Below are 15348 nucleotides of genomic sequence, written 5' to 3'. Positions count from 1 at the left end.
AAGCGGCGTGCACGGGCAGCATCGTGGCCCGGCACGCCGCTTTCGTCCGTACTGAGCCAGATCGGAAACTAGCCGGATCACAAGTAGGGCGTCGGCGCCTGCAGTGCGCTAACGTGACCCGACGCCTCCATCCCCCACACCCCTGGGAGCACCGCCTCAGATGGTCACGTTCATCGTTCGGCGCATCATTGCCGGATTCTTCATCGTCCTCGGGGCGAGCTTCATCGCCTACATGCTCACCTCGTTCGCGGGCAACCCGCTCGAGTCGGCGCTGAACATCTCCAACCCCACCGCGCGCCAGCAGCGCATCCGTTACGTCACCGACGCGCTGAACCTCGACCAGCCGCGGATCGTCCGCTACTGGGAGTGGCTAAAGGGCATCGGCGGGTGCTTCGTCGGGAAGTGCAACTTCGGCAACTACACCGCACCGGGCACCACGGGATCGGTCAACGACAACCTGGGCAACTACCTCGGGGTGTCACTGAAGCTGGTCAGCTCCGCGACCGTGCTGGCGATCTTCCTGGGCATCACCATCGGCATCGTCACCGCCCTGCGGCAGTACTCCGGCTTCGACTACGCCGTCACCTTCATGACGTTCCTGTTCTTCTCGCTGCCGGTGTTCTGGGTGGGCATCCTGCTCAAGGACCTGGTGGCCATCAAGTTCAACAACTTCGTCCAGCAACCGGCAGGCCCGACGTTCACCCTCACCTGGATGCTGATCATCGCCCTGTTCTTCGGGCTGGTGTCGTTCTCGTTGCTGCGCGGGGGGTTCCTGCGCCGGCTCGGGATCGCCGCGCTCGTCGCGCTCGTGTTCGGGTTGCTCACCTGGTACGTCTCCGCGTCGCACTGGCTGCTCGACCCGGGCTTCGGCATCGTGGTGATCGCCGTCCTGGCGATCGCCATCGCGTTCGGCATCACCACCCTGACTGCCGGCGTCGGCAACAGACGAGCCCTCTACTCCGCGCTGACCACCGCGGTCATCGGCATCGCCATGTACTACCCGGTGCTGATCTTCGTGCGAGACGACATGTCGTTCCTGAAGCTGCTGATGCTGCTCGCGATCGCCGTCGTCGTCGGCATCGTCGTCGGCTACGCCTTCGGTGGTGACGACCGCGGCCTCAACGCCAGGACCGGCGCCTTCACCGCGTTCGGCGTCGCGGTGATCATCTTCATCGACCGCTCGATGCTGGCCTGGAAGACCTACTCGCAGTTGACGTTCAACCGGCCGCTCGCGACCATCGGCTCCTCCACGCCGAACCTCAAGGGCGACTTCTGGATCGGCGTCAACGACACGTTCAGTCACCTGCTGCTACCGACGATCACGCTGATGTTGATCTCGTTGGCCGGCCACTCCCGCTATGCCCGGGCCAGCATGCTGGAGGTGCTCAACCAGGACTACATCCGCACTGCCCGAGCCAAGGGCCTCACCGAGCGGACCGTGGTCATGCGGCACGCCTTCCGCAACGCGCTGATCCCGATGACCACCATCGTCGCGTTCGACATCGGTGGTCTGCTCGGTGGCGCGGTGCTCACCGAAACGGTGTTCGGCTGGCGGTCGCTCGGCTACATGTTCCAGCAGGGGCTGACGAACTTCGACGTCAATCCGGTGATGGCGGTGTTCCTGGTGACCGCGATCGTCGCCGTCCTCTTCAACATGGTCGCCGACATCGCCTACGGCTTCCTCGATCCACGAATCCGGGTGACCTCCTCATGACCATGATCCCGCACCAAGCTCCCGACTCGGCTCCCTCCGACAGCGGCGCGGGGGTGATCCCCGACGAGTCGTCCTTCGAGCAGAAGGAGACCGCGGGCCTGTCCCAGGGCCAGATCGTCCGCAAGCGGTTCCTGCGCCACAAGGGCGCGATGATCTCGCTGGTGGTGCTGGCGCTGGTGATCCTGCTGGCCGCGACCTCGATCGGGTGGGGTCCGATCCCCGGCTGGTGGAAGTGGGCGTACAGCCAGACATCGGACGGTGGTCTTCCCGGCGGCGTCTCCACCTTGAGCATCCCGCCCTTCGCCGATCACTGGGCCTGGGGTGATCACCCGTTCGGTCAGGACGAGACCGGGCTCGACATGTTCGCGGCCACCATGCGGGGAACGCAGCAGACCCTCGTCGTCATCGTGGTGCTCGGCATCCTGGCCACCACGATCGGGACCGTGATCGGCGCCGTCGCCGGCTACTACCGCGGCTGGGTCGACTCGGTCTTGATGCGCTTCACCGACCTGATCATCACGCTGCCGATCATCCTGATCACCGCCGTCGCCGGGTTCGTGTTCGGCGTCCGCGGCATCTGGCCGGTCGCGCTCGCCCTCGGGTTGCTGTCCTGGACCGGCCTCGCTCGGCTGGTGCGCGGCGAGTTCCTCTGGCTGCGGGAGCGCGAGTTCGTCGACGCGGCCCGGGTCGCCGGCGCCTCGGACATGAGGATCATCTTCAAGCACATCCTGCCGAACACCGTCGGCGTCATCGTCGTCAACACCACTCTGTTGATGGGCGGCGGCATCCTCACAGAGGCGGCGCTCAGCTTCCTGGGCTTCGGTATCCAGTTCCCGGACCAGTCCCTGGGCTCACTGATCAGTGCTTTCGCCCAGTCGTTCCAGACCAGGCCGTGGCTGTTCCTGTGGCCGGGCGTCTTCATCATCATCATCGTGCTGGCCATCAACTTCATCGGTGACGGTCTGCGCGATGCCTTCGACCCGCGTCAGAAGCGCATCCCCAAGCGCAAGGATCTGGAGTTCGCCGCCGGCACCGGTGTGTCGTCGCTCCCGGCGGCTGCGGGCGCCGGCGATCCGGGTCTGCTGTCCGGCGGTGACCGCCCGACGGTCGCCCCGCCCGAGGACAAGGTGTGACGCCGGACCTTGCTCGAGCGTTGTCAGCCGCTCACAGGAGCACGGCGAGCATGCCCCACAACAGCAGCGCTGCGCCGACCGCGAGCGACTCGACGTGCCAGCGGCTGGGAACCTTGTCGGTCTCCAGCCTGGGGTCGTCCAGATGACCGGCCCTGCGCAACTCCTCCAGGCGGCGACGCACCATCATCGCCACCTGACCGGACGGCGAGTTCGGCGAGTCACCGGGACGGATCGAGCGGCCGGGTCCGAACGTGGACTCGGGGAGGTCGGTGACGTCTCCCGGCGAGAGCTGGCGACCGGATCGCCGACTCCCGGCCGGTGCCGCCCAGGCCGTGTAGGTACCCCAGCCGGTCACCACCGCGAACGCCCATTTGGTGTCGACCGCTCGGATCGACGGCCAGGGCAGGTGCAGCGTCCTGGTCACGTTGACCAGATGTACGCCCGCGTCGTCGACGCGTACCTCGGGTGCCCAGAACAAGGCCCACACCACCCAGGCGACGAGCAGCATCCACGGCGCGAAAGCGCCGGCGGCCGTGAAACCGTCCTGGAACAGCGTCACCACCACCGCCAGCGCACAGACGACGGCGACAGCGATCGCCAGACCGCGTCCGAAGGCGGGACGATAGGAATACGTGGGTGTCGTGGTCACCTCGTCATCGTCCCATCCGTGTCGCCGTCCCATCCGTAGAGAAGAGGAACTGCCGACCATGAGCAGCCCCGACCTGATCAAGCCGACATCGGCCAGGACCCCCATCCTGACGGTGCGGGATCTGTGCATCGACTTCTGGGTCGATGGTGTCTGGTACCCGGCCGTCGTCGACTCGAGCTTCGAGATCGCCCCCGGTGAGGTGCTGGCGATCGTCGGCGAGTCCGGTTCCGGCAAGTCGACCACCGCGATGGCGTTGCTCGGCCTGTTGCCGAAGAACTCGCACACCCGCGGATCGGTGACGTTGGGCGACAACCAGCTGGTCAATGCCTCTTCGCGGACGTTGCGCCGGGTCCGCGGCCAGGAGATCTCGATGATCTTCCAGGAGCCGATGACGGCCCTGAACCCGGTCTACACCGTCGGATTCCAGATCGCGGAGGTGCTGCGGAACCATTCGGCGATGTCTCCTGCGCGGGCTCGCGTGCGAGCGCTCGAGCTGCTGAAGATCGTGGAGATCCCCGACCCTGATCGCCGGATCGACTCCTACCCGCACGAGCTCTCGGGTGGTCAACGTCAGCGCGTGATGATCGCGCAGGCGTTGGCCCTCGATCCCAAGCTGCTCGTGGCCGACGAGCCCACCACGGCGCTCGATGTGACGGTGCAGGCCGAGATCCTGCGGTTGATGCGCAACCTCAAGGACCGGGTCGACGCCGGCATCCTGCTGATCACCCACGACATGGGCGTGGTCGCCGACATGGCCGACCGGATCATGGTGATGAAGGACGGCAAGGTTGTCGAGTCCGGCACCTCGCACCAGGTCTTCAAGACGCCCCAGGACGAATACACCATCCAGCTGCTCGAGGCGGTTCCACACCTGGGCGGCGCCATCAAGGACGGCGGGACCACCACCGAGAGCCGAGCTGCCCACTCGGTCGGCATCGACGCGGTCGGCGCCGACATCGTCGTGTCGATGAAGGATGTGGCCGTCGAGTACCCGAAGCGCGGCCGCAACCCGGCCTTCCGGGCGGTCGACAAGTTCAACCTCGACATCCAGCAGGGCGAGGTGGTCGGTCTGGTCGGTGAGTCCGGCTCCGGCAAGACCACCATCGGTCGCGCCCTGGTGGGCCTGCTGCCCTTCGTCGAGGGCGAGGCAACGGTCGTCGGCACCAACATGGTCGGGGTGCACAAGAAGGACCTGCGGACGGTCCGCCGCAACGTCTCCTTCGTCTTCCAGGATCCGGGCAGCTCCCTCAACCCGCGGTTGCCGGTCGGCGAGTCGATCGGTGAACCGCTGCTGCTGCACGGACTGGCCAAGGGCAAGGACCTGTCGAACCGGGTGGAGGCGCTGCTGGACCAGGTGCATCTGGCCAGGGCGATGCGCAACCGCTACCCGCACGAGCTCTCCGGCGGTCAGCGTCAGCGGGTCGGCATCGCTCGTTCGCTGGCGCTGCAGCCGAAGCTGCTGATCGCCGACGAGCCCACCTCCGCGCTGGACGTCTCGGTCCAGGCCAAGGTGCTCGACCTGTTCCAGGAACTGCAGCGGGAGCAGGGCTTCGCCTGCCTGTTCATCTCGCACGACCTCGCGGTGGTCGAGATGCTGGCTCGGCGGATCGCGGTGCTCCGGCACGGCGAGCTGGTCGAGGTCGGGAGCCGCGAGGAGATCCTCACGAACCCGCAGCACGACTACACCAGGCGCCTGCTGTCGGCGGTCCCGGTGCCGGACCCGGACGAGCAGCGCCGCCGCCGCGAGGAGCGCGACGCCATCATCGCGGCGGGCATCGGGGTGGACGACGACGAGACGGTGTTCGGCACCGACTCGCACGCTGCCGATGCGATCACCGGCGTCTCGGTGCAGGCGGACAAGCCGAACGACGGTCGTGCCGGACAAGCCGGATCCTGACCCGACCGTCGGATCCACCCCGTTGTCCGAGCCGGTGACCTCCGGTCCGGCAGCCGAGGAGCGCCGGTCGTCAGGTACCGGGCCTCGGTGGCCGGACGTGCTGGTCGTCATCGGTCTCGTGCTGGTGGCGGCATTGGCAGCTGCGCTCGGTTTCCTCCATCTCGCCTGGCGGTGGGGGACGGTGCCGGTGCCGGTCAGCCCGATCGTGCTCGCGGCACTCGTCTGGCTGCTCGCACGGATGGCCTTCGAGCTGACCGTGGCTGTGTGGACGGCAGCGCTGCCCTGGGCGGGGTGCCTGGTGGTGGTCGTGTTCCTGTACTTTGCCGGCAATCCAGGATTCAGCCTGCCGCTGCGCGTGGTGACGATGAACTACCAGACCAACCAGGCGACCGACGGCGACTTGCGTGGCCTGCTCCTGCTGGGCGTGCTGGTGCTGACCGCGGCGGTGCAGCTGGCGTTGCTGTGGGCGACCTCGGTGTCCGCGCGAGTCGCGCGGCAGACTGATCCGCCGTGGCCGGCCGGCCCGGTTGATCCGTCCGGTCCGTCCGATCCGTCCCCAGTCGGCGGCACACCGGACGACGTGGTCGCACCTGCGCAACACGTGACGCCCACTACGTCCGGGCCTTCCGGGGGCGGTGTGCCCAGGACAGGGGTGGATACTGGATCGTGACAGTGCTGCTGCCTCGGGTGGCGGCACCGCAACCGATGGAACCCCGCAACAGCAGGAGAGCGCAGAAGTGACCTATGTGATCGCCGAGCCGTGTGTCGACCTCCTCGACCGCGCCTGTGTCGAGGAATGTCCGGTCGACTGCATCTACGAGGGCGACCGGATGCTCTACATCCACCCAGACGAGTGCGTCGACTGCGGTGCCTGTGAGCCGGTGTGCCCGGTGGAGGCCATCTTCTACGAGGATGACGTACCGGCCGCCTGGGCCGACTACACCCGCGCCAACGTCGACTTCTTCGACGACCTGGGATCCCCGGGTGGCGCCGCCCGGACGGGCAAGATCCACAAGGACGATCCGCTGATCGCTGCGCTGCCGCCGATGGGTGGACACGGCAGCACCGACGGCTCCTGAGCCGGAACGGAACTCCCCTCGTGCCTGGAACCTCCTGGTTGCCGCTGGACCGGCGCCCGCCTGCCACCGTGCTCCCGGATTTCCCGTGGGACAAGCTGCTGGTCGCCAAGCAGCAGGCAGCCGCGCACCCGGACGGCATCGTCGACCTGTCGGTGGGCACCCCGGTCGATCCGGTCTGCACACCGGTGCGCTCCGCGCTCGCCTCCGCCGCCGATGCCCCCGGCTATCCGTCGGTGTTGGGCCGCGGTGAGCTCCGACGCGCGTACATCAACTGGCTGCAACGCGCCCATGGGGTCACCGGCCTCGAGGAGCACGCTGTGCTGCCGACGATCGGCTCCAAGGAACTCGTGGCCTCGCTGCCCCGGCAGCTCGGGGTGCGGTCCGGCGACTCGGTCGTCATCCCGGTGCTCGCCTATCCGACCTACGAGGTGGGGGTGCTGGACGCCGGCGCCACCGTGGTGCGCTCCGACATGCCCTGGTCATCCGGCATCGACCGCCCGGCGATGGTGTGGATCAACTCGCCGGGAAATCCGTCCGGGATCATCTGGTCGGTCGAGGACCTGAGCCAGCTCGTCGCCTGGGCGCGCGAACGCGGCACCGTGGTGGTGTCCGACGAGTGCTACCTCGACCTCGGGTGGGATGCGCAGCCGATCTCGATCCTGCACCCGGAGGTCTCCGGTGGCGATCACACCGGACTGCTGGCCGTGCATTCGCTGTCCAAGCGGTCGAACCTCGCCGGCTACCGGGCCGGCTTCGTCTCCGGCGACCGCGGGCTGGTCGACGGCCTGCTGGCTCTGCGCAAACACCTCGGCCTGATGATGCCCACCCCGATCCAGGTTGCCGCCACCGCTGCGCTGCAGAACGACGCGCACGTACTCGCTCAGTCGTCCCGCTACCGGGATCGGCGCACGAAGCTCTGGGATGCGTTCTCCGACAACGGGTTCTCGATCGGCGACGACCACACTTCAGCCGGTGGGCTCTACCTGTGGGCGACCGAACACCGGGAGGCCGCAGACACGGTCTCCCGGCTCACCGAGCGCGGAATCCTGGTGGCGCCCGGTTCGTTCTACGGTCCGAGTGGCGCCCGGCACGTGCGGATCGCCCTCACCGCCACCGATGAGCGGGTCGACGCCGCCGTGCAGCGGCTGGCGCGCTGAGTCGGTCCGGTCGGGTCAGCCGCGCACGCGATCGATCCGGCAGCAGACCCGACGTCGACCCCCAGCAGCACGCCGCTGCCGCTCAACCAGCGGAGGGCGGGTCCCAGTAGTCACCGATGCCCAGTCCTCCCAGCGGAGTCCACCGCGCGATCGGCTGCGGCTGCGGTCCTGACCCCGACCCCGGCTCCGACCGGGCTGCCAGGAATCGGTCGAAGCCCTGCAGCTCCAGGGCCAGCGCGGGTCGGTGGTCGATCGCCGCGGCGAGGGCGTAGAGGGTGGCGAGGACGTGCACACACCGATCGCCCCGCGCGCGGCACGAGCAGTCCGCGGCCGCGATCTGCGGCCCCGCGCCGCTGCCGGCGGTCCTCGCGCGCTGGTGGACGTCGTCATCCGGTTCAGTGGCGGAGCCCAGCAGCGCGCGGATGGTGCCGGCGGAGTCGTTCGACATGGCGGCGAACTCCAACCGTGCGATCGAGGCCCGGGCGCCACTGCTCACCAGGCCTACCACCGCGCTCCCGGTGACCGTGAGCTCCACGCCCTGGTTGCGCGCGAGGCTGCGCGCCCGGGGCGCGAGCGGGTTGCGCACCCGCGCACTGAGCGGCTCGGCGAGCCGGACCACGTCCGCGCCCCACCGACTGAAGCCGAACTCGGCCGACATCAGCTGCCCTCCCGTCGACGGCGCAGTAGGTCGAACAGCCGCTCGTCGTCATGTCCCGCCAGCTCGGCGACCAGCGAAGTGCTGCGCGCGTGGGCGTTCAGGGACGCCTTGCGCTGATGCATCGCGTCGATGTGCTCCTCCAGGGTGGTGGCACAGGTGAGGGTGGTGATCGTGACGGTGCGCTCCTGTCCCAGCCGGTGGACTCGGTCGGAGGCCTGTGCCTCAACGGCCGGATTCCACCAGCGGTCGAAGTGGATCACGTCGCAGGCTCTGGTCAGGGTGAGCCCGACGCCACCGGCCTTGAGGCTCATCACCATCAGTTCCGCTGTGCGACCGGCCTGGAAGTCGTCGGCGAGCGTGGCGCGCGCTGCCGCGGACATCCCGCCGTGGAAGAACGGGACGTCGATCCCCAGCGTCTCTGAAGCATGCCGCGCCAACAACTCCCCGGTGTGCCGGTACTGCGTGAAGACCAGCGTCGGCGAGCCTGATCGCACGTTCGCGGTGAGGATGGCCAGGCAGACGTCGAACTTCCCGGACCGCCCGGCGATGTCGCGGATCTCGGCTCCGCCGGCAAGCTCCCCGGTGACCAGCGCCGGATGGTTGCAGATCTGCTTCAACTTCGTCAGGGCTGCCAGCACCCGGCCCTGACGCTCGAACCCGGTACCGAATCCATCGTCGGCGAGCTCCGCGAGATGGGTGTCGTAGAGCCTCGCCTGCTCGTCGGTCAGGTCGCACAGGATCGGGTTGAACAGCTTCGGTGGTAGTGCGTTCAACAGCTGACTCTTCCTGCGCGCCAACATGACCGGGGCGACCGCGACCTGCAGCCGGTCGAGCGCTCCGCGGTCGCCGGCCTCGACCGCGCGGGTGAAGCGGCGGCGGAACACCGCCTGGTGCGGGAACAGCGTCGGCGCCACCACCCGCAGGATCGCCCAGAGTTCGTCCAGGGTGTTCTCCACCGGAGTGCCGGTGAGAGCGACGAGCCCGTCGGCCTGCAGCCGACGGGTGGCGCGGGCGAGTTGCGTCCGCGGGTTCTTGAGCGCCTGCGCCTCGTCGAGAACGACTGTGGTCCAACGGGTGTCAGCGAGTGCGTCGATCCGCAGGCGCACCCCGGCATAGGAGATGATGCAGACGCGGCCGGGTTCCTGCGGGCCCGTGGTCGGGTCGGTGTCCACGATCAGCCCTGGGGCGAACCTGGCGATCTCCCGCGTCCAGTTGCTGATCAGTCCGCTGGGGCACACCACCAGCTGCGGACCCTGCGATGCGCGCAGCGTCATCAGCCCGATCGCCTGGACGGTCTTGCCCAGACCCATCTCGTCCGCCAGCAGCGCACCACCCGATCCGGCGACCACCCGGTGGAGCCAGGCGATGCCGCGCTGCTGATAGGGCCGTAGCGACGCCGGGACGACCCCGCTCAGCGCGCTCTCCGCAGCCACCGTGTCGGCAAATGCGGTGCGGGCGTACTCGGCGGTGGTCACCGCAGTGCCGGTCGGATCGGCCTCCGCGTGGGCTGCGAGGGGGAGAGGCACATTCGGGTCCGCCCGCTGCACCGCGCGTTGCCATGCGAGCACCGACGAGCTGGTCGCCGGGAGGGCGAGCAGCTCGTGCCCGTCGATCACCTCGCAGCGGACGTCGCGGACGACGAGGGCGGAACCGTCCGGTACGGCCAGCCGGCGGCTGTCGCGACCCGGCCCGTCGAGATCCAGCGCCGACCAGACGGCGAACTGGTGGAGGTCGGGCAGGTAGGTCGCTTCGGTGCTCAGTGGTGGAGCTCCTCTGGGTACGGTGTACGGAGTCGGGCCAGATCAGCGTACACCGTACGTAGTAGTTCGCGCGAGGAGGACAGATGACTGCCGAGGACGAGGCCCGGATGCTGGTCCGGCTGCTCTGGCGCGATCCCGACCCGGGGACGGCCGTGGCGGGCAGGCGGGGCCCGAAGCCGCGGGTCAGCGTCGATGAGGTCGTCACCTCAGCCATCGGGCTCGCGGATGCCGAGGGGCTCGCGGCGGTGTCGATGAGAGCGCTGGCCGCCCGGCTCGGGCTGGGTCCGATGAGCCTGTACACCTATGTGCCGACGCGCGACGTCCTGCTGGCGCTGATGGTCGACCAGGTCGCCGCCGATACTCCGGTGCCCGTCGCGGGCGCCGTGCTGGAGTCCCTCGACGCGATGGCCAGAGTGCTGCGGGAGGAGTACCTGGCGCACCCGTGGCTGCTGGAGGTCTCCCAGTGGCGGCAGGTGCTCGGGCCACATCGGTTGCAGCGCTATGAGTCCCAGTTGCAGATCATCGAATCGGTGCCGATGTCAGATCTCGCCAGGGATCACGTGATCGGCGCGCTCGCCGCCTTCGTCATCGGCAACGCCCGCGAGAGCATCGGTGCGCGCACGGCTGCCGACAGCGGCCTGACCGATGAGGACTGGTGGGCGGTCGTCGGCCCCGCACTGACGTCGGTGATGCCTCCGGACCGGTTCCCGCTCTCCGGTCGCGTCGGGACGGCGGTCGGTGAGCACTACCGGGCCCCGAGAGATCCCGACAACGGGTTCGACTTCGGGCTGGCCCGGCTGCTGGACGGGCTGCGATCAACGCTGGGTGTGCACTGATCGGGCAGCTTGGCGTCAATGCAGATTGACACCTACTCGGGTGTCAATGTAGATTGACATCCCGGATGGACGTGGCGACAGGAGCAGCGATGAGAACCCAGGTGGCCGGAGCTGACGGCGACGATCCGCTGGCCGTGCTGCAGGCTGCTGCCCGGCTGCAGCGCGAGGTCGATCAGATCCAGGAGGTCAGCGTTCGCCGCGCACGAGTCCGCGGGCTCTCCTGGGAGCAGATCGCCGGTGCGCTGGGCGCGCCCCGGCAGGCGGTGCGCCGCCGGTACGGCGGATCACGATCCGCCCGCACCTGACCGGCACCGAATCTGCGGTGCGTCGTGACCCCAGCAGATCAACGCGGAAGCAGTCTCTGCAGAACAGTTCTCGCGGCGAGCACTCCGCCGGGGCGTTGCTCAGCGCGAAAAGTGTTCTACAGCCGGGTGTGTGGGAGATGGGATCTCGACTCCTGCGTCGCTCGATCGCCCTTCCCGGTGATCGAGCAAGCGACGAATGACCGCGACTTTCCGGTGATCGAGCAAGCGACGAAGGAGCGCGTCGAGATCCCGGAGCAGAACGACCTGGCCCCGATCAGGCGTTGCTGTGCAGCACGTCGTTCAGGCCGCCCCAGGAACCGGAGCGGGGGACAGCCTCGACGGCACCGCTGAGGGAGTTGCGACGGAACAGCAGGCCCGACATCCCCGAGAGCTCGCGAGCCTTCACGGTCCGCGGCACGGACCCGGATGCGGAGCCGCCGGCGAGCACCAGCTTGGTGCCGGCGGTCAGGTACAGCCCGGCCTCCACCACGCAGTCGTCGCCGAGTGAGATCCCTACCCCCGCGTTGGCGCCGAGCAGGCAACGCTCGCCGATGGTCACCTGCTCGCTGCCCCCACCGGACAGGGTGCCCATGATCGAGGCGCCGCCGCCGACGTCGGTGCCGTCACCGACGAGCACGCCCTGGCTGATCCGCCCCTCCACCATCGAGGAGCCCAGGGTGCCGGCGTTGAAGTTGCAGAAGCCCTCGTGCATGACGGTGGTGCCCTCGGCCAGGTGGGCGCCGAGCCGGACGCGGCCGGCGTCGGCGATCCGGACGCCGCTGGGGACGACGAAGTCCGTCATCCGCGGGAACTTGTCGACACCGTTGACGGTGACCAGCTGGCCCGCGGTGCGCGCCGTGAGCAGCACCGCCGGAAGATCGGCCGGGCGGACCGCACCGAGGGAGGTCCAGACGTTGTTGGGCAGCAGCCCGAAGACACCCTCCAGGTTGATGCTGCGCGGCTGCACCAGACGCGCGGACAGCAGGTGCAGCCGCAGGTAGATGTCGGCGGTGTCGACAGGGGCGTCGGCGAGGGACGCGATCACGGTCTCGCGGACCTCGATCCGCACCCCACGGATGCGATCGGTCCGGGTGGCGGCGGCCAGTTCCGGCTGGCTGCTCGGATCCGACCCGAGCGCCGGCTCCGGGTACCAGACGTCCAGCACCGAGTCGTCGGCGGTGGCGATCGTGGCCAGGCCGCGGCCGCAGGCGGGAGAGGACGTCAAGGCCGGGGAGGGGGTCTGCTCAGGCATGGCGTCAGGGTAGTGCGGCAGCGCAGAGGTCTGGTCGGGCGCGGCGGCCGCCACGACGAAGGTCACTCAGCCGATCTTCGTGCGTACCTGCTCCAGGCTGGGGTTGGTGAGCGCTGATCCGTCGTCGAACACCAGGGTGGGGACGGTGCGGTTGCCACGGTTGATGCCCTCGACGATCGTCGCGGCCTCGGGGGTCCGCTCGATGTCGATCTCGGTGTATTCGATCCGGGCCTTGTCCAGGTCGTACTTGAGCCGGTTGGAGAACGGGCACCACGAGGTCGAGTACAGGGTGAAGTTCTGGGACACGGACAACTCCTTCGTTGCGGGATCTACTCCCAGCTGCAGCAACCGGAGGTCCTCGAGCATTCCCCCTCGCAGCGCTTCGATACCCTCCGCTGGTGGAGAACCCATCTGAGAACGACACCGTGCAGCTGGATCTGACCGCCGACCCGGCCGACCTGACGGCGACGCTGGTCGACATCCCGTCCGTCTCCGGCTACGAGCAGGTGATCGCGGACGCCGTCGAGGCGGCGCTGCGACAGCTGGGCCGCTACGAGGTGCTGCGTGCCGGCAACTCGGTGCTCGCCCGCACCCTGCTGGGCCTGCCCAGCAGGGTGCTGCTCGCCGGGCATCTGGACACGGTGCCGATCGCGGACAACGTCCCGTCCAGGTCGGAGGGTGACGCGATCCACGGCTGCGGGACCACGGACATGAAGTCGGGTGACGCGATGCTGCTGCACCTCGCGGCGACCGTCACCGAACCGACCCGCGACCTGACGTTCGTGTTCTACGAATGCGAGGAGATCGACCACGACCGCAACGGGCTGACGCACATCGAACGCGAGCTGCCCGAGTGGCTGCGCGCAGACCTGGCGCTGCTGGCCGAGCCGACCGACGGACAGGTCGAAGCCGGCTGCCAGGGCACCCTCGCCTTCTCCGTCACCACCCGCGGAACCCGGTCACACTCCGCGCGATCCTGGTTGGGGCACAACGCGATCCACGATGTCGCCGGGGTGTTGGAGCGGATCGCGTCGTTCGACGTCCGCAGCATCGACATCGACGGTTGTGCCTACCGTGAGGGCCTCAATGCGGTGAAGATCAGCGGCGGGGTGGCCGGCAACGTCATCCCCGACGAGGCCGTGGTGCAGATCAACTTCCGCTACGCGCCCGACCGGAGTGCGGACGCTGCTGCGCAGGCCGTCCGCGACCACTTCGACGGCTTCGAGCTGGCCTTCGCCGACAATGCTGGCGGGGCACTTCCGGGTCTCTCGCAGCCGGCGGCCGCCGCTTTCGTCGAGGCGGCGGGCGGATCGGTGAAGGGGAAGCTCGGCTGGACGGACGTCGCCCGGTTCGCCGCGCTCGGCACGCCGGCGGTCAACTACGGGCCCGGCGACCCGATGCTCGCGCACACCCGGGGTGAATGGGTGTCGCGCACCCAGATCCTCCAGATGACGGAGAACCTGCGCGGCTACCTGACCAGCTGAGTCGCTCGCTCGTGCACCGGCGTACTCGCCTGCGCTGCGCCGTTGCGCTCCCCACCCCGGGCGATGCGTGCCGCGACGTGTTCACCGAGCTCCAGGATCTCCGGAGCGAGCACGTCGCGTGACTTGGTGTCCGACTCGTGCAGGAACGTCGTCGATCCGAGGGTGGCGCCGCAGTACTCGACGATTCCGCGCTCGATCTGGGTGCTGAAGGCCTCGAAGACAGCGTGCCGCTCGAAGGTGTCGGCGTCATCGCCGGTCACCGGGACCAGGTGGACAGTGAGGCGATCCAGCTTCTTGACCAGCCCGCCGCCCGGAACCAGGTCGTAGGCCCAGCCGCTGACGAAGACCCGGTCGATCCAGCCCTTGAGCAGGGCGGGCATCGACCACCAGTACATCGGGAACACCAGCACGAGGTGCTCTGCGCGATCGATCCGCTCCTGCTCCGAGCGCACGTCGGCAGGAGTGATTGCGTTGCCCCGGAACAGGTCCAGGTCGCCCTGCGAGAACCGCGGGTCGAATCCCTCGGCGCTGAGGTCGGCGAGCTCGACGCGGTCGCCCGTGGCGCGGATCGCCTGCACTGTCGCCCGCGCAACGTTCTGGGTGAGGGAGTCCGGATCGGGATGGGACACTACGACGAGGCTGGACATGGATGGTTCCTCTCGGGGCAGACGGTTATGTACCAAGAGTAAGTTACGACTAGTACATAGCGCAAGGAGGTGCCCGATGGTGCGACAGCGGCTCTCGCGCGCCGACCGGTACGACCAACTGGTCGCCGAGGCGTGGGCGCTGGTCAGAGCCGAGGGAACGGACGCGCTCACGCTCGGCCGGCTGGCCGAGCGCGCCGGCGTCGCGAAACCCGTGGTGTATTCCCACTTCCCGTCCCGTCCTGCGTTGCTGGCCGCGCTGTTCACCGAGTTCGACGATCGGCAGACCGCCATGCTGCAGGAGTTTCTCGCAGCCGCCGAGGATTCGTTGGACGGCCGGGCGAACGCCATTGCCGATTCGTATGTGGGCTGCGCGTTGGCGCAGGGGCGGGAGCTGACCGGCGTGCTCGCCGCGTTGCAGGGATCCCCGGAACTGGAGCGGGTCAAGCGGGAATCCGATGCGGCGTACGCGAAGACCTGCCGAGGGATCCTGGCACCGTTCGGCGGGGCCGGCGGGATCGCTCCGGCGTCGATCACCGCGATCTTCGGTGCCGCCGAAGCACTGTCGCAGGCCGCAGTGTCCGGAGCGCTTCCGCCCGAGCAGGCCAGGAGTGAACTCGCCGCGCTCATCGTCTCGGTCGTCGGCAGGACGTGACCCACGGGTCGCCCGGTGCTCGAGACCCACCGTTCGGGTCGATCTACGCTGGGCCGGTGACCGAGATCCAGCAGCCCGCCGACCCGAGCGCCTTCCGTCCCGACGAGCGCGCACCGAGCGGCTCG

General features: G+C 68.7%; 16 protein-coding genes. 10 read left to right on the top strand and 6 right to left on the bottom strand.

What is annotated here, in order from left to right; genetic code table 11:
• The first annotated feature begins 160 nt into the window (after positions 1-160).
• A complete protein-coding gene (locus tag ABLG96_RS16655; protein WP_353648448.1) occupies positions 161-1714 on the top strand; it encodes an ABC transporter permease in 1554 nt (517 codons plus the stop codon).
• Complete coding sequence (locus tag ABLG96_RS16650; RefSeq protein ID WP_353648447.1) at positions 1711-2847, top strand: ABC transporter permease; 1137 nt, start codon at positions 1711-1713, stop codon at positions 2845-2847. Before ABLG96_RS16655 ends, ABLG96_RS16650 begins: the two co-directional genes overlap by 4 nt.
• Before the next feature lie 31 nt (positions 2848-2878).
• On the opposite strand, the gene ABLG96_RS16645 is transcribed toward ABLG96_RS16650, so the two are convergent.
• Positions 2879-3496 carry a PH domain-containing protein gene (locus ABLG96_RS16645; RefSeq protein ID WP_353648446.1) on the bottom strand — a complete coding sequence of 206 codons (618 nt, stop codon included), beginning with the start codon at positions 3494-3496 and terminating at the stop codon, positions 2879-2881.
• A gap of 58 nt (positions 3497-3554) precedes the next feature.
• On the opposite strand from ABLG96_RS16645, the gene ABLG96_RS16640 reads away from it, so the two are divergent.
• The 4 genes from ABLG96_RS16640 to dapC all read left to right on the top strand — a co-directional run bounded on the left by ABLG96_RS16640 (position 3555) and on the right by dapC (position 7629).
• Positions 3555-5393 carry an ABC transporter ATP-binding protein gene (locus ABLG96_RS16640; RefSeq protein WP_353648445.1) on the top strand — a complete coding sequence of 613 codons (1839 nt, stop codon included), beginning with the start codon at positions 3555-3557 and terminating at the stop codon, positions 5391-5393.
• Complete coding sequence (locus tag ABLG96_RS16635; protein ID WP_353648444.1) at positions 5371-6063, top strand: hypothetical protein; 693 nt, start codon at positions 5371-5373, stop codon at positions 6061-6063. The genes ABLG96_RS16640 and ABLG96_RS16635 overlap by 23 nt, the downstream gene beginning before the upstream one ends.
• A gap of 67 nt (positions 6064-6130) precedes the next feature.
• Positions 6131-6472 (top strand): ferredoxin, encoded by a 342-nt coding sequence (fdxA, locus tag ABLG96_RS16630; protein ID WP_353648443.1) that lies wholly within the window; start codon positions 6131-6133, stop codon positions 6470-6472.
• Between the two features lie 20 nt (positions 6473-6492).
• Positions 6493-7629, top strand: coding sequence for a succinyldiaminopimelate transaminase (gene dapC, locus ABLG96_RS16625; protein ID WP_353648442.1), 1137 nt, complete (start codon positions 6493-6495; stop codon positions 7627-7629).
• An 82-nt stretch (positions 7630-7711) separates the two neighbouring features.
• On the opposite strand, the gene ABLG96_RS16620 is transcribed toward dapC, so the two are convergent.
• Both ABLG96_RS16620 and ABLG96_RS16615 read right to left on the bottom strand, forming a co-directional pair.
• Complete coding sequence (locus tag ABLG96_RS16620) at positions 7712-8287, bottom strand: SWIM zinc finger family protein (protein WP_353648441.1); 576 nt, start codon at positions 8285-8287, stop codon at positions 7712-7714.
• The gene (locus ABLG96_RS16615; RefSeq protein WP_353648440.1) at positions 8287-9903 is read right to left on the bottom strand and encodes a DEAD/DEAH box helicase; all 1617 of its coding nucleotides are present in this window, start codon (positions 9901-9903) and stop codon (positions 8287-8289) included. The genes ABLG96_RS16620 and ABLG96_RS16615 overlap by 1 nt, the downstream gene beginning before the upstream one ends.
• 227 nt (positions 9904-10130) lie before the next feature.
• Between ABLG96_RS16615 and ABLG96_RS16610 the strand changes: the two genes are divergently transcribed.
• Positions 10131-10883, top strand: coding sequence for a TetR/AcrR family transcriptional regulator C-terminal domain-containing protein (locus tag ABLG96_RS16610; protein WP_353648439.1), 753 nt, complete (start codon positions 10131-10133; stop codon positions 10881-10883).
• Positions 10884-10972: 89 nt separating this feature from the next.
• Positions 10973-11188 (top strand): hypothetical protein, encoded by a 216-nt coding sequence (locus tag ABLG96_RS16605; RefSeq protein ID WP_353648438.1) that lies wholly within the window; start codon positions 10973-10975, stop codon positions 11186-11188.
• 274 nt (positions 11189-11462) lie between these two features.
• Here the strand turns inward: ABLG96_RS16605 and dapD are convergent, their stop codons facing one another.
• A complete protein-coding gene (gene dapD / locus ABLG96_RS16600) occupies positions 11463-12440 on the bottom strand; it encodes a 2,3,4,5-tetrahydropyridine-2,6-dicarboxylate N-succinyltransferase (protein WP_353648437.1) in 978 nt (325 codons plus the stop codon).
• Between the two features lie 66 nt (positions 12441-12506).
• Positions 12507-12746: a glutaredoxin domain-containing protein gene (locus ABLG96_RS16595; protein ID WP_353651559.1), complete on the bottom strand. Its 240-nt coding sequence runs from the start codon at positions 12744-12746 to the stop codon at positions 12507-12509.
• A gap of 92 nt (positions 12747-12838) precedes the next feature.
• Between ABLG96_RS16595 and dapE the strand changes: the two genes are divergently transcribed.
• Positions 12839-13924 carry a succinyl-diaminopimelate desuccinylase gene (gene dapE / locus ABLG96_RS16590; protein ID WP_353648436.1) on the top strand — a complete coding sequence of 362 codons (1086 nt, stop codon included), beginning with the start codon at positions 12839-12841 and terminating at the stop codon, positions 13922-13924.
• On the opposite strand, the gene ABLG96_RS16585 is transcribed toward dapE, so the two are convergent.
• Complete coding sequence (locus ABLG96_RS16585) at positions 13909-14571, bottom strand: NAD(P)H-dependent oxidoreductase (RefSeq protein WP_353648435.1); 663 nt, start codon at positions 14569-14571, stop codon at positions 13909-13911. The genes dapE and ABLG96_RS16585 overlap by 16 nt on opposite strands.
• A gap of 76 nt (positions 14572-14647) precedes the next feature.
• Between ABLG96_RS16585 and ABLG96_RS16580 the strand changes: the two genes are divergently transcribed.
• The gene (locus ABLG96_RS16580) at positions 14648-15223 is read left to right on the top strand and encodes a TetR/AcrR family transcriptional regulator (protein ID WP_353648434.1); all 576 of its coding nucleotides are present in this window, start codon (positions 14648-14650) and stop codon (positions 15221-15223) included.
• Positions 15224-15348 lie beyond the last annotated feature (125 nt).

This window comes from Nakamurella sp. A5-74 (assembly GCF_040438885.1).
In the GTDB taxonomy this organism is placed as follows: domain Bacteria; phylum Actinomycetota; class Actinomycetes; order Mycobacteriales; family Nakamurellaceae; genus Nakamurella.
This window is presented reverse-complemented; position numbering and strand designations above follow the sequence as displayed.